The sequence below is a fragment of the Pseudomonas sp. NFX71 genome (assembly GCF_048079215.1).
Classification (GTDB): domain Bacteria; phylum Pseudomonadota; class Gammaproteobacteria; order Pseudomonadales; family Pseudomonadaceae; genus Aquipseudomonas; species Aquipseudomonas fluorescens_B.
The window spans coordinates 1,821,582-1,842,023 of sequence record NZ_CP182230.1 but is presented as its reverse complement, the minus strand read 5'-3'; the positions used below and the strand labels follow the sequence as shown (position 1 = coordinate 1,842,023).

The following is a 20,442-nucleotide window of genomic DNA, read 5'->3' as shown; positions in this document are numbered from 1 at the left end:
TCATGTACCCAAGGATGGACCTGAATCTTGACATCTTCAGACGTTACACCAACCGTTTCCCGTCCGCTGCGTCCGCTGCGTCCGCTGCGTCCGCTGCGTCCGGACGCCGAGGTGGTTTCACAGGCCTTGAGCATTTTGCACCTGTTTGCCGATCGACCGACCTTGCGAGAAACGGCACGAAGGACCTTGCAACAAGTCCTTGATGACCGGTTTCCCGGCTTCGATATCCCGGTGGCCACCGCTGTCGTTCTCGAACCTCGGCGGAGTGAAACCCCGACAGGGTCAAGCTTTGCCAGTTATCAAAGCCATGGACTGACGGATCTTTTGCTCGAAAGTTACTGGAAGGGCAGTTGCAGAGTATTCAGTGACGAGAGCTTTCTTTCACGGTACGCCAACGTAGAAACGCCTTCAGCCATTGACGTCGAGTTGAGCGAAATCCTGGAGGTGCTCGACGAGTGGGGGCCGCATTTGCTGGAGTGCTATCAACAAGAGCTGGCAGCCTTCTGGAGCCAATCGAACGAGGGCGACGCCAGTCCCTGGCAACAACTTCGCAACCTGTTTCAAGAGCAACTGCGCATGGCTTCTCAGGCACTTGCCGGTGATGCACTGCTGACGGTCCAGGGCGTGCTTGATTACCCCGATAATGCCCAGCGCGAAACAGCCCAGGGCGATGCGGCGACCGAGGCTGCCGTGACACTCGTGTGCGAGGACTCCAGCACCTTGATGCCGGATGATGTACTGGTCCTGTCGATGCGCCGCAAAGTGGAAGGGCGAACCATTGCGTTGCTGTTCACATTGACCGGCGGAATCGAAGTGTTCAGCTCCGAGGAAGCCATGACGCAATCATGGTTTGGTGCACGCCAGCGCCTGTCACTTAGCAACTACTGGGCTGAACATGACATTTTCGACGCACTGACCCTGAGCCTTCTCGAGCGTCAGTTGCAGGTTATCGCGACGATCAAGCCCGCGGTCTTCGTCGATTTGCCGACGCTCGAGCGACGGTTGGAGCAGATCAGTAGCCCGACGACGTTGCTCGGTGCCTTTCGGTCAGGTCATGAAGCCCGGTTGTCCACCCTCAAGGGCTTGTTGCCGTCATGGCTCAAGCAAGCCAGTCCGGTGCAGCGCGCTGCTTACAGCAGGCTGTTGGCCACGCTGGCGGCCCGCAATCGTACCGGTACTTCATTCCTGTCGGGCATCGTGCCGATTCATGAGTACGCCGAGCAGGCATTGAAGGCGCTGATGGTCGAGGACGATCCGGCCCGCAGGCCTGTTAGAGTGCGCGATATCGAGGTGGTGCAGCAGCGATTGGAGAACTCGGCATTCGAAATCATCGACCCGCCATTCCCCGAGCCTCGCTACCAATCAACCCGCTCGGCATTTGCCCAATTGGCGGTGAAAAATGTCGGCGCCTTGCCCCGGGTTCCAGCGCAGATTCTTTATCGCAGCGGCGAACCACCGCTGTGGCTGACCTATGACTATTTGAGGGAACTGACCAATCGCGCCGATCTTGGCCAGCGTTATCCCGACATGTTGCAGCGCAAATTGCTGGACGTCCCTCAGGAGTTCGAGCAGCGACGAGAACAGTTTCACGCGAGCATGTGCATTCAGCTGCCGCTGTTGGCGCTGGAGCTGAGAATCCGCAATCGTCTGACGGATCTGGCCTATCGGCAGGTTGTCGCCGCCCTGCAACCCGACGCGTTCGATCGTCAGGTCGAGGGACAGGCCATGGTGGTCAGACCGCTGGGATTCCAGACTGGAGCCGACTCCAGAAAGGACTACGTCTTGAACATGTTTGTGATCGGCCCGCAGGCGCTTGGACGCGGGCCATACATTCTCTACCGGCCTGCTTCGGTCGAGCCAATGCTCGAGTTTGTCTCGTGGGCAGCTCTGTTAAGTGCGATTCAGGAGGACCCGCCGTTGCAGGGCAGCGTGCTGGCCGGGCTTGCACCCTCCGTTCACCACGTCTATGCCAACGGCGGCTTTGTGGAACCCCATGTGGGACGGGTCGTTTTCGGTGGCTTCGACGCGCTCCTGCCACAACGTGTCTCGCTCGCCAGCGAGGCGTTGTCTGAGGACGTGTTCAGCGCGTTGTACCGGGCTTGCGCCCAGGCACTGATCAAGCGGGCCAAGGATGATTCCGTGTCGAACTCGGAGGCCCGTTGGGATCAACTAAAGGACTTCGGGTGGGCATTGTTCAACCTGCTACAGCCACTATTGGACGGCCCGTTTGCAGCCATGGGTCTGTTGGTGCAACTCACGAAAAGCGTTGAAGTGTTTGTCCAAAGCGAGCATCCCGACAGTCGATGGTCAGCGGCGGCCGATGTGTTGATGAACCTGGCCTTGATATTGGTGCATTCGGGGTCCCCCGTGCGTTCCATTGCGCGTGCCGAAGTGTCTGGCGTTGTCCGCGAAACCGCGCTGGAACAGCGTATCCAGCTCGCCAATAACCTCACGCGGCCTGCCTCAGCCGTTCCTGTCAAAGGGAAAACGAGGCTCTTTTATGGCTGGACCGGTGCGCGAGGCCAGTTGTCAGCGCGGCAACTGGCCAAACTGGACACCTTCAAGCTCCCGGCGCCGCCGCGCGAAAGTGGGTTGGTCAATTCCGGCGAGTTTCGTGGGCTTTATCGGCAAGATGGCTACTGGTATGCCTGCGTCGAGGATGACTGGTTTCGGGTTTCACCCACATTGGAGGGTGCGGTGATCACTGATCCGAAGGGTTCGCTGTTGAGGGGGCCCTGGCTCAAAAGCGACGAGCAGGGTCGCTGGAGCTTCGATTTCCGCCTACGGCTGCTGGGGGGCGCGGAGCTGAGTGTTCGGGCCAAAAGGAAGCTCAAGAAACTGGAGAAAAATGCGCGAGAGCTCTTGGCCGGATACGACAGGAAGGTGGCCGACGCCAGGCGGATGTCCAAAACCACTCATTCGCCGGCCGATGTAGAGAGCCTCATCATGGACCAGGCTGACCCGTTTGATGCCGCAGCCGCCAATATTGAGCAATTGACCCGGCCGGTGGGTGAAGAGTCGTTACAGCCAGCCGTCGATCAGTTGAGGGAGGCTGCCACGCGTCTTCGGGAACTGGCACAGCAAACACGTATTGAAATGTACAAATTGAGGAACCCGACCGCGGGTGCGGTGGAATATCTGTTGGGGAAGGAAGAGATAAGCATCCGCAAGATCGGCGGGCGAACCGACAGCTCTGCGGGTAAAGGCACTGATTTTTTGCAGGAATACGAGATCCGCGACACCGACAACAATGTGCTGTGGTATGCACATTTTCACTACCGGACAAAGGTGGCTGCGCCAGATTCCTTTATCAAGGCCCATCTGAAAACGGCCGCGCAGCGCCGCCTGGGTCTGAATTTTCAGAAGGATCAACAGGCCGCTGGCCACGCTGTGACCAGCATATGGCGCGGTGAGATTAGCCCTACGATGGCCAAACAGGTGTTTTTCCATCTATAGACTCAAGCGACAGGGCAAGCCTTCCTGACGGCGACGGGTAGGAAGGCTCGCACAAGGTTGCAAGCCAGCCCCGTGCCTCAGATCAATTCGCCACACAGATCCAGCTCCACCAGGGTGCGGACCTCATCGGTGCCAAGCCCCGTACCCAGCAGCCCATGCAACTTGCCGAACGCCGCTTCACGGGTCATGCCGCCGCCCGAAAGTACGCCGACGCCACGCAAACGACTGCCCGCCTCGTAGACATCCAGCTCGACGCCACCTTCATGGCACTGCGTCACCGCAACCACCACCACGCCGTTGTCCCGCGCGCGACCGAGGCTGGCAAGAAACTCGGGGTTGTCGCTCGGCCCGGTGCCGCTGCCGTAGCACTCCAGCACCAGGCCCTGGATGCCGCTGTTCAGCACGCCATCGAGTTGCTCGGCGCCAATGCCGGGGAACAGCGGCAACACAGCAACTTTCGCCAGCTGCTTGCTCTGGTTGTAGTTCAACGCGGCGGGCAGTGAAGAAGCCTTCGCTCCGCCGCCTTGGCGCTCCAGGCGCTTGAACGGATGCCGACCGAAACTGCGGACTTTCGCGCAACGGGTCGGATCCAGCAATTCGCCATGGAAGTACAGATGAACGCCCGGTGCCAAGCCATGACCCAACGCCACCAACGCGCCGCCGAGGTTTTCCCAGGCATCGCTGTCGGTCACGCCGGCCGGCAGCATCGAACCGGTAAAGCACACGCGGGCGTTCAGGCCCAGCAATTGAAAGCTCATGGCCGCAGCGCTATAAGCCAGCGTGTCGGTGCCGTGCAGGATCAGCACACTGTCGCAGCCCTGTACGTCGACGGCATCGACCACGGCCTCGCGCAGTTGCTGCCAATACGCCGGAGACATGTTGGCGCTGTCGATCAGCGGCGACATCTCGCGAAAGCGCCACTGCGGTACCACCAGTTCCGGCTGGCTGTGCAGGTATTCGCGCATCCGCGCTTCGAAACCGGATGCCGGTGCCAGGCCGTGTTCGCTGGCTTGCATGCCGATGGTGCCACCGGTGTAGAGCACCATGACGTGCTGGGCGGCAGGAAAGGAATTGGGAACCATGGGGAAGTCTCCGCAAGAGATGGCATGTGGGAGCCAGCCGGCTGGCGATGACGGACTGTCAGTTGACACATTAGTGTCTAACATACCGCCATCGCGAGCCGGCTCGTTCCCACAGGTTGTGCACTTTAACCGACGGGCGCAGGGGATGCGCCCGTCATTCACCGATCAGCGTTGCGCTGCGGGTACGCCTTGCGCTTCAGCTTCTGCCTTGGTGGCGGCGGCTGGCGGGTTGGCTGGCCAGGCGTTCAGGTCCAGGTCCAGATCCGGGAACTTGCTCGAATCGAACACTGGAGTCTTGATCCCGGCAGCGCGCTGGTCATCGTAGTCGCGCAGGATGCGCATGCCGACCTTGAACAGCAGGAACAGCGCAATCAGGTTCACGAACGCGAGCAGGGTCATGGTGATGTCGGCAAACGCGAACACCGTGCCGAGGTTCTCGATCGCACCCCAGAAGATCAACACCAGTACCAGTGCGCGGTAGCCTATCAGCGCCTTGCGGTTTTCACCGATCAGGAAGCGCAGGTTGCTCTCGCCCAGGTAGTAGTTGTAGAGAATCGAAGTGAACACGAACAACGCCAATGCCACGGAGATAAACATCCGGCCCCAGTCGCCCACGACAGCGGCGAGCGAGTTCTGGGTCAGGGCAATGCCATCGCCTTCGAAGCCCGGGGTGTAGAAGCCCGAGAGCAGGATCAGCAAGGCGGTGCAGGTGCAGATCACGAAGGTGTCGAGGAACACACTGAACGCCTGAACCACGCCTTGTGCCACCGGGTGTTCAACCGACGCCACGGCTGCCACGTTTGGCGCACTGCCCAGGCCCGCTTCGTTGGCGAACACGCCACGCTTCACGCCCATGACGATGGCACTGCCAATCAGGCCGCCGAAGGCCTGGTCGAGACCGAAGGCGCTTTTGACGATGGTCATCAGCATCGCCGGTACGTGGTCGAATTGCAGCACGATCACATAGATGGTCACGCCGATGTACACCAGGGTTTTCACCGGCACCAACAGGTCAGCGACCTTGGCGATGCGCTTGATCCCGCCGATGAACACCAGACCCAGCAACACTGCCAGGGTCAGGCCGGTCCAGGTGGTATCGAAGCCGAACGCGTTGTTCAGCGAGTGCGTCACAGCGTGGGATTGCAGGCCGTTGAACGCGAACCCGAAAGTCACCAGCAACAGGAACGCCATGATCATGCCCAACCAGCGTTTCTGCAGACCGTGCTGGATGTAATAGGACGGGCCGCCACGGTAAGTGCCGTCAGCGTCGGCGCGTTTGTAGAGCTGGCCGAGGGAGCATTCGAAGAAGCTGCTGGACATGCCGACCAGTGCGGTCACCCACATCCAGAACACCGCACCTGGCCCACCGAGGGTCACGGCAATGCCGACACCGGCGATGTTGCCTGCACCGACGCGGCCAGCGAGGCTGAGCATCAGGGCCTGGAACGAGCTGAGTTGGCCGGCGCTGCTTTTGAGACTGTCGCGGAACACCGCGAACATGTGGAAGAAGTGACGCAATTGAACGAAACGCGAGCGGATCGTGAAGTAGCTACCGAGCCCGACAATGAGCACGATCAGTACTTTCCCTGAGAGGAAGTCGTTAATGACTTCGAGCATGGATTATTCCTCGCTGTTTTTTGTGTAGGCAAATGCTGGGCGGTCGGAAACATCGCGTTACACCGGTTTGCGCACGGCAAAACAGGCGAGGCGACGTTTCGTCCCGATTTCATATTGCGGGTTTGTTATTAGTTCGGGTTTCGCATGGGTTTGGGCCTCGTTACCGACGACCGCTCACGCGAAGAGGGGCGGCACTATACCTAGGAGAGTGCCGTCCGTCTGCACGGTTGTGGTGCAAGCATCGAAACGAAGCCTTTGAAACGCCCGACGTTACCGGCGCCGGGTTTATGCGGGATCTGCTTTTCTGTGGGAGCGGGCTTGCTCGCGAATGCGGTCTGACATCCACTATTTATAGTGACTGACACATCGCTTTCGCGAGCAAGCCCGCGCCCACATTTCTCAGCCCCCAGACATTCTGATTTACTGCCAAAGAGTTAAAAAAAAGGGCCTGGGGAATAAACCCCAAGCCCTCAAAAGGTGAGAGGTGTCTAGTCCCTCGACCTGGTGAGCGGTGCTACTGATGCGTCGGTTCAGGCCTTAAGCGGCACCAGACGCGGAGCAATCATGTTTTCCGGGCGCAGGATGTCGGCGAGCATTTCTTCGTCGAGCAAGCCTTCTTCGCGCACCAGTTCCAGCACGCCGCGGCCGCTTTCGAGGGCGATACGGGCGATGCGGGTGGCGTTTTCATAGCCGATGTACGGGTTCAGCGCGGTGACCAGGCCGATCGAGTGCTCGACCAGTTCGCGGCAGCGGGCTTCGTTGGCGGTGATGCCGGTGATGCAGTGCTCGCGCAGCATGTCCATGGCGCGTTGCAGCAGACGGATCGAGTCGAAGATCTTGAAGGCGATCAGCGGCTCCATCACGTTCAGTTGCAGCTGGCCGCCTTCGGCCGCGATGGTCAGCGCCAAGTCGTTGCCGATGATCTGGAAGGCCACCTGGTTTACCGCTTCCGGGATGACCGGGTTGACCTTGCCAGGCATGATCGAGCTGCCTGGCTGACGCGCTGGCAGGTTGATTTCATTGATGCCGGTGCGTGGGCCGCTGGACAGCAGGCGCAGGTCGTTGCAGATCTTCGACAGCTTGACCGCGGTGCGCTTGAGCATGCCGGAGAACAGTACGAACGCGCCCATATCGGAGGTGGCTTCGATCAGGTCGGCCGCCGGTACCAGCGGATGACCGCTGATGGTCGCCAGACGTTGAACGGCCAGGTGCTGGTAACGCGGGTCGGCGTTGATGCCGGTGCCAATCGCGGTACCGCCCAGGTTCACTTCGGTCAGCAGTTCTGGTGCCAGTGTCTTCAGGCGTGCCAGGTCTTCGCCCAGGGTGGTGGCGAAAGCGCGGAATTCCTGGCCGAGGGTCATCGGCACGGCGTCTTGCAGCTGGGTACGACCCATCTTCAGAACGTGGCTGAATTCTTCACCCTTGGCGGCGAACGACTGGATCAGGCTGTCGAGGCTGGCCAGCAGCGCGTCGTGGCCCAGCAGCAGACCCAGGCGGATCGCGGTCGGGTAGGCGTCGTTGGTCGACTGCGCCATGTTCACGTCGTTGTTCGGGTGCAGGTATTGGTATTCGCCCTTCTGGTGACCCATGGCCTCCAGCGCGATGTTGGCGATGACTTCGTTGGCATTCATGTTGGTTGAAGTGCCAGCGCCGCCTTGAATCATGTCCACCACGAACTCTTCGTGGAAATCGCCGCGGATCAATCGTGCACAGGCTTCGCTGATGGCAGCGTGCTTGGCTTCGCTCAGGTGACCCAGCTCGCGGTTGGCGTCAGCGGCGGCTTGTTTGACCATGGCCAGGCCGACAACCAGCTTCGGGTAATGCGAAATCGGAACGCCGGAGAGACGGAAGTTGTTCACCGCTCGCAGGGTCTGGATGCCGTAATACGCTTGAGCCGGTACTTCGAGTACGCCAAGCAGGTCTTTTTCTGTGCGGAAAGATGCAGCGGAGGACATGATAGAAATCATCTCGATATGGACCCGGTCTGTGCCGGAACACCGCAAATGCTAGGCTTGTGGAGAGTTTTCGGCCAATGCTGTTAAACACTGGCCTATGCATATTCGGCATAATGCCCGTGTGACGCCGTGTGTGCGGCGAGCGTGTGACCTAATTTGGTGCGTGTCCGGGAGGACGTGATGAATCTGGAAAGTAAATGGCTTGAGGACTTCAGTGCCCTGGCCGCCACCCGCAGCTTCTCCCAAGCTGCGGAACGCCGCTTCGTGACGCAGCCGGCGTTCAGCCGACGGATCCGCAGCCTCGAAGCCGCACTGGGGCTGCAACTGGTCAACCGTTCGCGCACGCCGGTCGAGTTGACGGCGGCGGGGCAGTTGTTCCTGGTCACCGCACGGACCGTGGTCGAGCAGCTCGGCGAAGTCCTGCGCCACCTGCACCATCTGGAAGGCGGGCAGGGTGAAGTGATGCAGGTCGCCGCCGCCCACTCCCTGGCATTGGGCTTCTTTCCGCGCTGGATCGCGCAGTTGCGTAATGAAGGTTTGAACATTGCTACACGGCTGGTGGCGACCAACGTTGGCGACGCGGTGCATGCATTGCGCGAAGGCGGGTGCGATCTGATGCTGGCGTTCTATGACCCTGACGCCGCCATGCAGATGGACCCGGAGATCTTTCCGTCACTGCATCTGGGGCACACGGAAATGCTGCCGGTGTGTGCGGCGGATGCCAATGGCAAGCCGCTGTTCGATCTGGAGGGCGAAGCCAGCGTTCCTTTGTTGGCCTACAGCGCCGGAGCGTTTCTCGGACGTTCGGTGAACGGCTTGCTGCGCCAGCGTGCGCTGAGGTTTACCACGGTGTACGAAACCGCCATGGCTGACAGCTTGAAAAGCATGGCCTTGGAAGGGTTGGGGATTGCCTGGGTCCCGCAACTGAGCGTACGGGCCGAATTGGCTCGTGGTGAACTGGTGGTCTGTGGCGGCCCGCAATGGCATGTGCCGCTGGAGATTCGTCTTTACCGCTGCGCACTGGTGCGCAAGGCGAACGTGCGATTGTTGTGGCGCAAGCTGGAAGGCGGGGCGGCTAGCCCCGCTTCCTGAGTCGGGTGCAAGCCCATGCGAAAGGCTCGCACCCGATGATCAGCTCACCGGTGTTTCAGTCGAACTGATCGAGGTAGTGACGAATATTCTCTCGGTTCTTGTCGCTGAAACGGTAGGCATTGCCACGAAACGTGGTCGCCCAGTCAGCTTTCATTACCGTGTCATGCCACCAGCCGTCATAGATCACGTCTGCATCGTCATGGGTGGCCCCGAACATGTGGCCCACCTCGTGGGCGGGTGCCATGTAATAAAATATCGAAGCGATTCCACTCTGGCCTTTTTCGATCGCGGCGCCGGCAACGCTGCTGTTGATTGGGCTGCGAGTTAACAAGAGGAATTTATTGAGGTCTGGATCATAAGGGCGGCTCTCCTCCACCTTCGAAGTAAACTCTTTAACCATTGCTTTCCAGCCCTGACCTGAATCGTAGACACTTTCATTTTTGTAATGGTAATGGGTCATTCCCGGAGACGTGGCTTTAGAGCTGAAGATGATTGTGACGCCACGACCGGATATATGCTCAAGCTCGGTTTTCAGCCAGGCGAAGTGGTCGTCGTAAAGTTTTCCTTCATCGTACCCGTCCAGGTCGTCGTGGATAAAAACAATTAAAAGTATAGGTTTTTTTGCTTGATTGGTTTTAATGTGTTTCATGCGGTTTTCCTTGTTGTTATTCATTGTTGGGGTGGGAGAGGGCCGTCGTGGAACTTTCAATACAGGCTGTCGACATAGGCCTTGATACGTTTTTCGTTTGCTTGGCTAAAAACATAACAATTAGAGCGAAGCACAAACGATTCCGGGAACATAAAGGTTTCACACCACCATCCGTTATAAATAATTTCGCTGTCGTCATGGCGAGCATTAAAGGTATGCCCGAGTTCATGCCCTATTGCCTGCCCTTGTTCAAACGAGGCGATCGCGGAGTGTCCGGGTAGAGTCGCGAGCCCTCCGATGCCGCCCATTAGCGGACTGCCATTGATATAATCGTTGGTGATCAAGAGAATCCGGTCATTGCGTGAAGACAAAAACTCGTTGTTTTTGTGTCGTTCTTTTTTATATTCCCAGCTGAGCTTTTTCCACTCTTCAAACATTTTATGGGGGGTGTCAGATTTGTAGTTGAAGTTGGTATAGGGTGGGCGGTTCCGATCGAAGACCACTGAGATGTCGCGGCCAGTGATACGCTTGAACTCGATGACAAAGGGTCGAATTCGATCAACGTAGGTTAAGTTTCGTTTCGATTCAGGAACATCGTCATGGAAGATGACGAAAATCCGGATCGGATTAAAAGGATCGTCTTTGAGTGTATTCTCATTTGCTGCATGGGCACAGATATGGATGCTCAAGGTGGTGACAAGTGTCAGTAGTGCTTTTAATAAAGTGTGCATGATCAAGGCTCGTGGAAAAATCGCTCTCGGTGATTTGGTTGAGGGCGTTAAGAGGGGTCATTGATTAAGTAAGTGGCACGTTAGTTTGGTGCCGCTTTATATATAGCACGAGTTTTTTCCGGATCTAAACTTGTTGATATCCCTTATTTATTACTTGGTGTTTTAAAGTGATAAATGGAACTTCTTGTGCGCATTGGTCAGCGAGGGGTTTATAGCCCTGAAGGGCGGCGGTGGGCTCTGTGCGCTCTTGACCTTCAAGTCAATAAAACCGGCACTTTGTGCCGTATGACAGATGGTCGTTTCGGGGGCTGTTTATCCGCTTCATTGAGGTATACTGCGCGGCCTTCGGCCGGTTCGTCCGGCCATTTTTCGTACAATCAAGCCACGCATTTTGCGTGGCTTGTTGTTTTTTGACGCGCCTGCGGGCGCCCAGAGAGAAGAGGCACGACGATGAGTGCACTGGTTGGCGTGATCATGGGCTCCAAGTCCGATTGGTCCACCCTTAGCCACACCGCCGATATGCTGGAAAAGCTCGGCATCCCTTATGAGGTGAAAGTGGTCTCTGCCCACCGCACCCCGGACCTGCTGTTCCAGTACGCCGAAGAGGCCGAGGCGCGTGGCATCGAGGTGATCATCGCCGGTGCCGGTGGCGCGGCCCACTTGCCAGGCATGTGTGCGGCCAAGACCCACCTGCCGGTGCTGGGCGTTCCGGTGCAGTCGTCGATGCTCTCGGGCGTCGATTCGCTGCTTTCCATCGTGCAGATGCCTGCGGGCATTCCGGTCGCCACCCTGGCCATCGGCAAGGCAGGCGCAATCAACGCAGCGCTGCTGTCGGCGAGTATCCTTGGCGCCAAGCACCCGCAGTTCCACGCGGTGCTGAAAACCTTCCGTGCTGAGCAGACAGACAGCGTCCTGGAAAATCCAGACCCACGCATCGCCTGAGGTTGTTGACGATGAAGATCGGTGTAATCGGTGGCGGCCAGTTGGGTCGCATGTTGGCGCTGGCGGGTACTCCGCTGGGCATGAACTTCGCTTTCCTGGACCCCGCGCCGGATGCTTGCGCAGCCGCGTTGGGCGAACACCTGCGGGCCGATTACGGCGATCAGGATCACCTGCGTCAGCTGGCCGAAGAAGTCGATCTGGTGACGTTCGAGTTCGAAAGCGTCCCGGCCGAAACCGTGGCATTCCTGTCGCAGTTCGTCCCGGTCTACCCGAGCGCCGAAGCCCTGCGCATCGCCCGCGATCGCTGGTTCGAGAAGAGCATGTTCAAGGACCTGGGGATTCCCACCCCGGCGTTCGCCGACATCCAGTCGCAAGCCGATCTGGAGGCCGCCGTGGCCTCCATCGGTCTGCCAGCCGTATTGAAAACCCGCACCCTGGGTTACGACGGCAAGGGCCAGAAAGTCCTGCGCACCGCTGAAGACGTGGTCGGCACCTTCGCTGAACTGGGCAGCGTTGCCTGCCTGCTGGAAGGCTTCGTGCCGTTCACCGGCGAAGTGTCGCTGATTGCCGTGCGTGCCCGCGATGGCGAAACCAAGTTCTACCCGCTGGTTCACAACACCCACGACAGTGGCATCCTCAAACTGTCCGTAGCCAGCACCGACCACCCGTTGCAAGCCTTGGCCGAAGACTACTCCAGCCGCGTGCTCAAGCAGTTGAACTACGTTGGCGTGATGGCGTTCGAGTTCTTTGAAGTCGACGGTGGCCTGAAGGCCAACGAAATTGCGCCGCGCGTTCACAACTCCGGGCACTGGACCACCGAAGGCGCCGAATGCAGCCAGTTCGAAAACCACCTGCGGGCCGTTGCCGGTCTGCCGCTGGGGTCGACGGCCAAGGTGGGCGAGAGCGCGATGCTCAACTTCATCGGCAAAGTGCCAGAGACCGAAAAAGTCCTGGCCATCGCCGATTGCCATCTGCATCACTACGGCAAAGCGTTCAAGGTCGGCCGCAAGGTCGGTCACGCCAACCTGCGTTGTGCAGACCGCGAGACACTGGCGGCACAGATCCTCAAGGTCGAAGCGCTGATCGCCGAATAAACAGTTTCATGTGGCGGCGGCGGAACCATTCAGGGGCCGCCGTTCTCTCATGGCAGGATGCGAAAGTCTGACTAGTCTTTCGCATGACCAACCAATCAGAGGGAAATGCCATGGGAATTATCGGAACCATCTTTATCGGCTTGATTGTCGGCCTGCTGGCCCGGTTCCTGAAGCCGGGTGATGACAGCATGGGTTGGATCATGACCATCCTGCTCGGTATCGGCGGTTCGCTGGCGGCCACTTACGGCGGTCAGGCCCTGGGCTTCTATCAGGCCGGCCAGGGCGCGGGCTTCCTGGGTGCGCTGGTTGGCGCCGTGGTATTGCTGGTGATCTACGGCTTGATCAAAAAGAACTGATCCAGGCGACAAAGCCCTCTCTGCGCCGCACGCAGGGAGGGCTAGAATGCTCGGCGTTCTACCGTCCTTTCTCTTGCCGAGCACCTTCATGCGCCGTCTTCTGTTGACTCTTCTTCTACTGGGTTCGGGCCTTGCCCATGCCGGCGAACTGCCGGAAACCGACTGGCTCGAACTGATGCCCAAGTCGGACCAGAAAGCCCTCGAGGCCATGCCCGAAATCGATCACAACTCCCCCGAAGCCAATGGCACCTTTACCGAAAAGGGTGGCATGAAGCAGAGCAAGGGCTTGCCGGCGGTGATGTACTCGACCAAAACCGTGCCGTCGATGAACGACAGGAACATTCGTATCGGCGGTTATCCGGTGCCGCTGGAATCAGACGCCAAGGGCCGCAGCACGCTGTTCTTCCTCGTGCCATATCCGGGCGCCTGCATCCACGTGCCGCCACCGCCGCCTAACCAGTTGGTGCTGGTGCGCTATCCGAAAGGGTTGAAGCTGGATGATATCTACACGCCGCTCTGGGTGACCGGCACGTTGAAGATCGAGAAGGTCAACAACGATCTGGCCGATGCGGCGTATGCGCTGGATGCGGCGAAAGTGCGGGTGGTGCAGGAATCAGATCTCTAGCAGCCAGCCAAAATAACTGTGGGAGCCAGCCTGCTGGCGATAGCGGTCCGTCAGGCACTTTCAAGTTGACTGACATGACACCATCGCCAGCAGGCTGGCTCCCACAGTTCGTATTGCGGTGTTGATTAGAGAAGTGTGCTGGCGATGTTCACACCGAGGGTGTGGGTGGCGCCCGGTTTCAGCGTGATCACATCATCCATCACATTCGCCGTCTCGATGCACAGCATGCGCTGCCAGCCATCGTCTGCCATATCACTGAACGCCGCCGCGCGATCAATCCACGGGTTCCAGATCACTGCCGTGCGCGAACCGCTGCTGGTCAGCTCGATGTGCCGCTCCCACGCCGGATCGACAATGCTCAGCTTCGCCGGGGTGTTCAGGTAGATGCGATCGGTCTCGCCGGTAAAGCGCAGGTCACCGGTCTGGGTCTTGGTTTTCCAGTCTTCCAGGGTCTCGATGTAATTCAAGCCATCCAGCCCTTCAACGTGCACATTGCGCACGTCGCTGACCGCGAAATAGCTGTGCAGCGCCTGGCTGATGGTGACGGTATCGGTGCCCTGGTTGTGGCTGGTCAGGCTGATGTGCAGTTGCTCATCCAGTCGAATGCTCAACTTCAAATCCACCTGATGCGGCCAGCCCGGAAAGCCGCCTTCGGGGTAGGGCAGGACAAATTCCACCTTCAGGCTTTCCCCTTCGGTTTCGATGCCGCCCAGCTCCCAGTCCATCGCCCGTACAAAGCCGTGGGCGGTCGGCGGTTCGTTGCTGACGCGCATCGCCTGGACGCTCTGCGGGTTGCGCGAAAGGTTGCCGAACCACGGCCAGCACACCGGCACGCCGGCGCGGATGCTCTTGCCGGTCTTGAACACAGCCTCGTCGTTGAGCCAGATCAGCGGCGGTTGGCCAGCCAATTGATAACTCAGGATGTGCGCGCCTTGCTGGGCCACCAGCAATTCGGCCTGACCGTGGCGGATGCGCCAGCAGTTCAGTTCATCCAGTTTTACGGCTTCAACGTTGGGCGTGCTCATGGGGCAAACTCTCGATCGGGAACGATGGCAGCTATGGACCGCAAAACGGTCGCCGTGTTTAACGCGCGCGTGGCGGAACCGAACGGGTGCGACCGCTGCCGTCGATGGCAACAAACACAAACACGGCTTCAGTGACTTTACGCCACTCGCTCGACAGCGGATCGTCGCTCCAGACTTCGACCATCATCTGAATCGAGCTGCGGCCGATTTCCAGTGCCTGGGTATAGAAGGAGAGCTGAGCGCCCACCGCCACCGGAACCAGGAACGCCATGCGATCGATCGCCACGGTAGCCACCCGGCCGCCAGCGACTTTGCTGGCCATTGCGGTGCCGGCCAAATCCATCTGCGCCACCAGCCAGCCGCCGAAAATATCGCCGAAACCGTTGGTTTCACGAGGAAGCGCGGTGATTTGCAGGGCCAGGTCGCCTTGCGGGATTGGATCTTCTTGTTCGAGCTCTATCATGCCGGGGGTGCCTCTGACCCGTGACTCTTCATTGGTACTTCAGGTGAATAGCCGTCTCAAGGAAAAACGATTCAGCCCCGAACATACTACGTTCGTCACGTTTTTCGTGAGGCGCCTAAAGGGAAACTCTGCGAAATCGACTGGTTGGCCAGCAGCGTCTTCGCACAGCAACCCTTTCAAACTGTTCAAGATCGCGAGTATATCGATCGGTAGACTCCGAGACGACCGTCCGGTTCTCATTTTGACCGTCAAATACGCACCTCTATGTGCTTTTTCGAACAATTTGCTATCGTGCCGGACCTGCCCAAGCCTCCGCCAGCGTTGTTGGGGTTGCAGATCCGACTATTAGAGAAGCCTTGCCATGACCACAGCGCCCTCGAGCATCGCGCAGCCGACCCAGCCCGCACGTCCGTTGACCCGCAATGATTACAAGACTTTATCGCTGTCCGCCCTGGGCGGCGCGCTGGAGTTCTACGACTTCATCATTTTCGTGTTCTTCGCCACGGTGGTCGGCAAGCTGTTCTTCCCGGCCGATATGCCCGAGTGGCTGCGCCTGATGCAGACCTTCGGCATCTTTGCCGCCGGCTACCTGGCGCGGCCGCTGGGCGGCATTGTGATGGCGCACTTCGGCGACCTGTTGGGTCGCAAGAAGATGTTCACCCTGAGTATTTTCATGATGGCGGTGCCGACCCTGATCATGGGTTTGCTGCCGACGTACGCGCAGATCGGCATGTGGGCGCCGATCCTGTTGCTGCTGATGCGCGTGATTCAAGGCGCGGCGATTGGCGGTGAAGTGCCTGGCGCATGGGTCTTCGTTTCCGAACACGTGCCGCAGCGGCACATCGGCTACGCCTGCGGCACCCTGACCAGCGGTCTGACCGCGGGCATCCTCCTGGGCTCACTGGTTGCCACGGCGATCAACAGCCTTTACACGCCGGTGGAAGTGGCGGATTACGCATGGCGGATCCCATTCCTGCTGGGCGGCGTGTTTGGTCTGTTCTCGGTTTACCTGCGCCGCTGGCTGCACGAGACGCCAGTGTTCGCCGAACTGCAACTGCGCAAGGCCCTGGCCGAAGAAGTGCCGCTGCGCGCTGTGTTGCGCGACCATCGCGGGGCGATTCTGATTTCCATGCTGCTGACCTGGTTGCTGTCCGCTGCCATCGTGGTGTTGATTTTGATGACCCCGACCGTGTTGCAGACGGTTCACCACTTCTCGGCGACCACCGCCCTGCAGTCCAACAGCGTGGCGATCGTGTTCCTGAGCGTTGGCTGCATCATTGCCGGTGCCCTGGCAGATCGCTTCGGCGCAGGCCGGGTGTTCGTGTTCGGCTGTGCTGCGTTACTGGCCAGCTCCTGGACCTTCTACCACAGCCTGGCCGAGCATCCTGACTGGCTGTTCCCTATGTACGCCTTGACTGGCTTGCTGGTGGGCACCATCGGCGCGGTTCCGTATGTCATGGTCAAGGCATTCCCGCCGGTGGTGCGCTTCAGCGGCCTGTCGTTCTCTTATAACGTGGCTTACGCCATCTTCGGTGGCCTGACGCCGATGATCGTGAGCCTGCTGCTCAAGGAGAGCCCGATGGGCCCGGCGTATTACGTCGCGGTTCTGTGCGGGGTCGGGATCCTGGTGGGGGCGTATCTCTGGAAGAAGGGGCGCTGATCCCTAAATTGTCTGTAGCTATACCGGCCCCAATCGCCAGCAGGCTGGCTCCCACATTGAAATGCATTCCAAAGTGGGAGCCAGCCTGCTGGCGACCAGGGCGCATGAATTATCCGGTAAAAACTCGAATGCTGGCCTTTCATCCAATTGTCATATTTCAGCCATAGAGTGTTCACACGGCCTGCTGATACTTGGCCCCGACTAACACACCCTATCTGCTAGGAGTAAGGCATGAAACTGAAGCGTTTGATGGCGGCAATGACTTTTGTCGCTGCTGGCGTTGCGACTGCCAACGCGGTTGCCGCTGTTGACCCTGCTATCCCGAGCTACACCAAGACCACTGGTGTGTCGGGCAACCTGTCCAGCGTCGGTTCCGATACCCTGGCCAACCTCATGACCCTGTGGGCTGAGAACTACAAAAAAGAATACCCGAACGTCAACATCCAGATTCAGGCTGCTGGTTCTTCTACCGCGCCACCTGCGCTGACTGAAGGCACCGCTAACCTGGGCCCGATGAGCCGCAAGATGAAGGACAACGAGCTGCAGGCCTTCGAAACCAAATACGGCTACAAGCCAACCGCTATCCCGGTTGCCGTGGACGCCCTGGCTGTCTTCGTGCACAAAGACAACCCGATCCAGCACATGACCATGGAGCAAGTCGACGCGATCTTCTCCTCGACTCGTCTGTGCGGTGCTAAAACCGACGTGAAAACCTGGGGTGATCTGGGCGTGACGGGCGACCTGGCCAACAAGCCGGTTCAACTGTTCGGTCGTAACTCGGTATCCGGCACCTACGGCTACTTCAAAGAAGAAGCCCTGTGCAAAGGCGACTACAAGCCAAACGTCAACGAACAACCAGGCTCGGCTTCGGTCGTGCAGTCGATCAGCTCTTCGCTGAACGGTGTTGGTTACTCGGGCATCGGCTACAAAACCGCGAGCGTGAAAACGGTGGCCCTGGCCAAGAAAGGCAGCACCGAGTTCATCGAAGACAGCGAAGAAAACGCCCTGAACGGCAAGTACCCGCTGTCGCGTTTCCTCTACGTTTACGTCAACAAAGCCCCGAACAAGCCTCTGGCCCCGCTGGAAGCCGAGTTCGTGAAACTGATTCTGTCCAAACAGGGTCAGGAAGTTGTAGTGAAAGACGGCTACATCCCACTGCCAGCCAAGGTTGCTGCAAAAGCACTGGCTGACCTGGGTCTGCAAGAAGGCGGTAGCGTCGCAAAGAAGTAACACCTTAGGTCCGGGGTAAACCCCGGACCTGTGTAGGAGCTGTCGAGGGAACCGAGGCTGCTCCTACACCCCCCCCCAATTTTTTGGTCCACTGCCAGTTCCCGCTGGCGGCGGATTTGCTGCGTCACTGCATTGTCATCTTTCTGTCATACAGGATCGCTAGGGTGTGCGCATGAATGATCTGGCCAATTCCACCATGACTACAAATCCCCCCAAGCGAATTGATTTCAATACGCCTGAATTGCAACGCAAGCGTCGCATCCGCGCGCTCAAGGATCGCCTGACCCGCTGGTACGTCCTCGTGGGCGGCCTTGCCGTTCTTGGCGCGATCACGTTGATCTTCTTCTTCCTCGCCTACGTTGTCTTCCCCCTGTTCCAGGGTGCCGACCTGACCGCCAAGGAATCCATCACGCCCGCCTGGATGCAAGACGCCGGCAAGCCGTTGATGATCTCTCTGGAAGAGCAGAACCAGGTCGCCATGCGAGTTTCCGACAAAGGGCAGGCGCTGTTTTTTGACATCGACAGTGGCGCTGAACTCAAGCGCGTCGATCTGCCGATCCCGGCCGGCACCACCGTGACCTCCATCGGCGAAGACCAGCCCGGCCATCCGCTGGTCGCGGTAGGCCTGTCCAACGGTCAGGCGCTGGTGTTCCGTCACACCTATAAAGTCAGCTATCCGGATGGCAAGAAAACCATCTCGCCGGCGATCGAATACCCGTACGGCGAAACGCCGATCGCGCTGAACGAAGCGGGCGGTGCGCTGGAGCACGTCAGCCTCAACGCCACGGATTCGACCCTGATGCTGGTCGGTTCCACCGGTTCGCAACTCAATGTGCTCTCGCTGACCAGCGAAGAAAACATGATGACCGGCGAAGTCACCAACGAGCAGAAGCGCATCGAGCTGCCGCAAATGACCGAGCCGGTGAAGAACATCTTCGTCGACCCGCGTCAGCAGTGGCTGTATGTGATTAACGGCCGTGCGCAAGCCGACGTGTTCAGCTTGCGCGACAAGAGCCTCAATGGTCGCTACAAATTGCTCGAAAACGGCGATGCCGAAATTACCGCCAGCACCCAACTGGTGGGCGGTATCTCGCTGATCCTCGGCGACTCCAAGGGTGGTCTGGCCCAGTGGTTCATGGCCCGCGATCCGGATGGTGAGCTGCGCCTGAAGCAGATTCGCACCTTCCAGATGGGCACCACGCCGATTGTTGAAATCACCGCCGAAGAACGTCGCAAAGGCTTCATTGCCCTCGACGCCTCCGGCAAGCTTGGCGTGTTCCACAGTACCGCGCACCGCACCTTGCTGGTGGATCAGGTCGTCGATGGCCAAGGCCTTTTCGGTCTGTCACCACGGGCCAACCGCATCATCGTGGAGCAGGGTGGCAAGCTGCAACCGCTGCTGCTCGACAACCCGCACCCGGAAGTTTCGTGGAGCGCGCTGTGGAGCAAGGTCTGGTACGAGAACTACGACGAGCCTAAATACGTCTGGCAATCGACCGCCGCCAACACCGATTTCGAACCCAAGCTGAGCCTGTCGCCGCTGACCTTCGGCACCCTGAAAGCCGCGTTCTACGCCATGCTGCTGGCCGCTCCACTGGCCGTCGCTGCGGCGATCTACACCGCATACTTCATGGCCCCGGGCATGCGTCGCAAGGTCAAGCCGGTGATCGAGCTGATGGAAGCGATGCCGACGGTGATCCTCGGTTTCTTCGCCGGCCTGTTCCTCGCGCCTTATGTAGAAGGGCATTTGCCGGGCATTTTCAGCCTGCTGATGCTCTTGCCGATCGGCATCCTGGTGGCCGGCTTCGTCTTCAGTCGCCTGCCTGAGTCCATCCGCCTGAAAGTGCCGGATGGCTGGGAGAGTGCGATTCTGATCCCGGTGATCCTGTTTGTGGGCTGGCTCTCGCTGTACATGAGCCCGTTCATGGAGAACTGGTTCTTCGGCGGCGACATGCGCATGTGGATCTCCCACGACCTGGGCATCACCTACGACCAGCGCAACGCACTGGTGGTCGGTCTGGCCATGGGCTTCGCGGTGATCCCGAACATCTACTCCATTGCCGAAGACGCCGTGTTCAGCGTGCCTCGCGGCCTGACCCTCGGTTCCCTGGCGCTCGGTGCCACGCCGTGGCAGACCATGACGCGGGTGGTGATCCTCACCGCCAGCCCGGGCATCTTCTCGGCGCTGATGATCGGCATGGGCCGTGCGGTCGGTGAAACCATGATCGTACTGATGGCCACCGGCAACACCCCGGTCATGGAAATGAACCTGTTCGAAGGTCTGCGAACGCTGGCGGCCAACGTCGCGGTGGAAATGCCCGAATCGGAAGTCGGCGGCAGCCACTACCGCGTGCTGTTCCTCTCGGCGCTGGTGCTGCTGTTGTTCACCTTCGTCATGAACACCCTCGCAGAACTGATTCGTCAGCGTCTGCGCAAGAAATACTCGTCGCTTTAAGAAAGGTAGA

Annotated in this window: 16 protein-coding genes; 9 read left to right on the top strand and 7 right to left on the bottom strand. The window is 59.1% G+C overall.

What is annotated here, in order from left to right:
* Positions 1-27: 27 nt before the first annotated feature.
* On the top strand, positions 28-3,456 hold the full coding sequence (locus ACM1ZW_RS08545; protein WP_416740410.1) for a dermonecrotic toxin domain-containing protein: 3,429 nt from the start codon (positions 28-30) through the stop codon (positions 3,454-3,456).
* A 77-nt stretch (positions 3,457-3,533) separates the two neighbouring features.
* Here the strand turns inward: ACM1ZW_RS08545 and ACM1ZW_RS08540 are convergent, their stop codons facing one another.
* From ACM1ZW_RS08540 to aspA, 3 genes are all read right to left on the bottom strand, one after another.
* Entirely contained in the window at positions 3,534-4,538 is a 1,005-nt protein-coding gene (locus tag ACM1ZW_RS08540) for an asparaginase (protein ID WP_017341571.1), read from the bottom strand.
* A 165-nt stretch (positions 4,539-4,703) separates the two neighbouring features.
* Positions 4,704-6,155: an alanine/glycine:cation symporter family protein gene (locus tag ACM1ZW_RS08535; protein ID WP_017341570.1), complete on the bottom strand. Its 1,452-nt coding sequence runs from the start codon at positions 6,153-6,155 to the stop codon at positions 4,704-4,706.
* Between the two features lie 530 nt (positions 6,156-6,685).
* Positions 6,686-8,110 (bottom strand): aspartate ammonia-lyase, encoded by a 1,425-nt coding sequence (gene aspA / locus ACM1ZW_RS08530; RefSeq protein WP_017341569.1) that lies wholly within the window; start codon positions 8,108-8,110, stop codon positions 6,686-6,688.
* A 180-nt stretch (positions 8,111-8,290) separates the two neighbouring features.
* Here aspA and ACM1ZW_RS08525 point away from each other — a divergent pair, with 180 nt between their 5' ends.
* Complete coding sequence (locus ACM1ZW_RS08525; protein WP_017341568.1) at positions 8,291-9,202, top strand: LysR substrate-binding domain-containing protein; 912 nt, start codon at positions 8,291-8,293, stop codon at positions 9,200-9,202.
* Positions 9,203-9,257: 55 nt separating this feature from the next.
* Here ACM1ZW_RS08525 and ACM1ZW_RS08520 read toward each other — a convergent pair whose 3' ends face one another.
* Positions 9,258-9,851: a hypothetical protein gene (locus ACM1ZW_RS08520; RefSeq protein ID WP_017341567.1), complete on the bottom strand. Its 594-nt coding sequence runs from the start codon at positions 9,849-9,851 to the stop codon at positions 9,258-9,260.
* A 56-nt stretch (positions 9,852-9,907) separates the two neighbouring features.
* Positions 9,908-10,582 (bottom strand): hypothetical protein, encoded by a 675-nt coding sequence (locus tag ACM1ZW_RS08515; RefSeq protein ID WP_416740409.1) that lies wholly within the window; start codon positions 10,580-10,582, stop codon positions 9,908-9,910.
* A gap of 450 nt (positions 10,583-11,032) precedes the next feature.
* Here ACM1ZW_RS08515 and purE point away from each other — a divergent pair, with 450 nt between their 5' ends.
* The 4 genes from purE to ACM1ZW_RS08495 all read left to right on the top strand — a co-directional run bounded on the left by purE (position 11,033) and on the right by ACM1ZW_RS08495 (position 13,599).
* A complete protein-coding gene (gene purE, locus ACM1ZW_RS08510; RefSeq protein WP_017341565.1) occupies positions 11,033-11,524 on the top strand; it encodes a 5-(carboxyamino)imidazole ribonucleotide mutase in 492 nt (163 codons plus the stop codon).
* An 11-nt stretch (positions 11,525-11,535) separates the two neighbouring features.
* The gene (locus ACM1ZW_RS08505) at positions 11,536-12,618 is read left to right on the top strand and encodes a 5-(carboxyamino)imidazole ribonucleotide synthase (RefSeq protein ID WP_414880361.1); all 1,083 of its coding nucleotides are present in this window, start codon (positions 11,536-11,538) and stop codon (positions 12,616-12,618) included.
* A 110-nt stretch (positions 12,619-12,728) separates the two neighbouring features.
* Positions 12,729-12,974 carry a GlsB/YeaQ/YmgE family stress response membrane protein gene (locus tag ACM1ZW_RS08500; protein WP_017341563.1) on the top strand — a complete coding sequence of 82 codons (246 nt, stop codon included), beginning with the start codon at positions 12,729-12,731 and terminating at the stop codon, positions 12,972-12,974.
* 88 nt (positions 12,975-13,062) lie between these two features.
* Complete coding sequence (locus ACM1ZW_RS08495) at positions 13,063-13,599, top strand: DUF3299 domain-containing protein (protein ID WP_031319184.1); 537 nt, start codon at positions 13,063-13,065, stop codon at positions 13,597-13,599.
* A gap of 125 nt (positions 13,600-13,724) precedes the next feature.
* Here the strand turns inward: ACM1ZW_RS08495 and ACM1ZW_RS08490 are convergent, their stop codons facing one another.
* Positions 13,725-14,624 carry a D-hexose-6-phosphate mutarotase gene (locus ACM1ZW_RS08490; protein WP_414880362.1) on the bottom strand — a complete coding sequence of 300 codons (900 nt, stop codon included), beginning with the start codon at positions 14,622-14,624 and terminating at the stop codon, positions 13,725-13,727.
* A gap of 58 nt (positions 14,625-14,682) precedes the next feature.
* Positions 14,683-15,087, bottom strand: coding sequence for an acyl-CoA thioesterase (locus ACM1ZW_RS08485; protein WP_007896491.1), 405 nt, complete (start codon positions 15,085-15,087; stop codon positions 14,683-14,685).
* Positions 15,088-15,448: 361 nt separating this feature from the next.
* On the opposite strand from ACM1ZW_RS08485, the gene ACM1ZW_RS08480 reads away from it, so the two are divergent.
* The 3 genes from ACM1ZW_RS08480 to ACM1ZW_RS08470 all read left to right on the top strand — a co-directional run bounded on the left by ACM1ZW_RS08480 (position 15,449) and on the right by ACM1ZW_RS08470 (position 20,432).
* Positions 15,449-16,747: an MFS transporter gene (locus ACM1ZW_RS08480; RefSeq protein ID WP_017341560.1), complete on the top strand. Its 1,299-nt coding sequence runs from the start codon at positions 15,449-15,451 to the stop codon at positions 16,745-16,747.
* Positions 16,748-16,978: 231 nt separating this feature from the next.
* Entirely contained in the window at positions 16,979-17,977 is a 999-nt protein-coding gene (locus tag ACM1ZW_RS08475; RefSeq protein ID WP_414880363.1) for a phosphate ABC transporter substrate-binding protein PstS family protein, read from the top strand.
* A gap of 421 nt (positions 17,978-18,398) precedes the next feature.
* Positions 18,399-20,432, top strand: a complete 2,034-nt coding sequence (locus ACM1ZW_RS08470; RefSeq protein ID WP_193393012.1) for an ABC transporter permease subunit — start codon at positions 18,399-18,401, stop codon at positions 20,430-20,432.
* The last annotated feature ends 10 nt before the right edge of the window (positions 20,433-20,442 follow it).

Coding starts and splice junctions, on each gene's coding strand:
- ACM1ZW_RS08540 (WP_017341571.1), bottom strand. CDS start 4,538: ATGGTTCCCAATTCCTTTCCTGCCGCCCAGCACGTCATGGTGCTCTAC.
- ACM1ZW_RS08535 (WP_017341570.1), bottom strand. CDS start 6,155: ATGCTCGAAGTCATTAACGACTTCCTCTCAGGGAAAGTACTGATCGTG.
- aspA (WP_017341569.1), bottom strand. CDS start 8,110: ATGTCCTCCGCTGCATCTTTCCGCACAGAAAAAGACCTGCTTGGCGTA.
- ACM1ZW_RS08525 (WP_017341568.1), top strand. CDS start 8,291: ATGAATCTGGAAAGTAAATGGCTTGAGGACTTCAGTGCCCTGGCCGCC.
- ACM1ZW_RS08520 (WP_017341567.1), bottom strand. CDS start 9,851: ATGAAACACATTAAAACCAATCAAGCAAAAAAACCTATACTTTTAATT.
- ACM1ZW_RS08515 (WP_416740409.1), bottom strand. CDS start 10,582: ATGCACACTTTATTAAAAGCACTACTGACACTTGTCACCACCTTGAGC.
- purE (WP_017341565.1), top strand. CDS start 11,033: ATGAGTGCACTGGTTGGCGTGATCATGGGCTCCAAGTCCGATTGGTCC.
- ACM1ZW_RS08505 (WP_414880361.1), top strand. CDS start 11,536: ATGAAGATCGGTGTAATCGGTGGCGGCCAGTTGGGTCGCATGTTGGCG.
- ACM1ZW_RS08500 (WP_017341563.1), top strand. CDS start 12,729: ATGGGAATTATCGGAACCATCTTTATCGGCTTGATTGTCGGCCTGCTG.
- ACM1ZW_RS08495 (WP_031319184.1), top strand. CDS start 13,063: ATGCGCCGTCTTCTGTTGACTCTTCTTCTACTGGGTTCGGGCCTTGCC.
- ACM1ZW_RS08490 (WP_414880362.1), bottom strand. CDS start 14,624: ATGAGCACGCCCAACGTTGAAGCCGTAAAACTGGATGAACTGAACTGC.
- ACM1ZW_RS08485 (WP_007896491.1), bottom strand. CDS start 15,087: ATGATAGAGCTCGAACAAGAAGATCCAATCCCGCAAGGCGACCTGGCC.
- ACM1ZW_RS08480 (WP_017341560.1), top strand. CDS start 15,449: ATGACCACAGCGCCCTCGAGCATCGCGCAGCCGACCCAGCCCGCACGT.
- ACM1ZW_RS08475 (WP_414880363.1), top strand. CDS start 16,979: ATGAAACTGAAGCGTTTGATGGCGGCAATGACTTTTGTCGCTGCTGGC.
- ACM1ZW_RS08470 (WP_193393012.1), top strand. CDS start 18,399: ATGCAAGACGCCGGCAAGCCGTTGATGATCTCTCTGGAAGAGCAGAAC.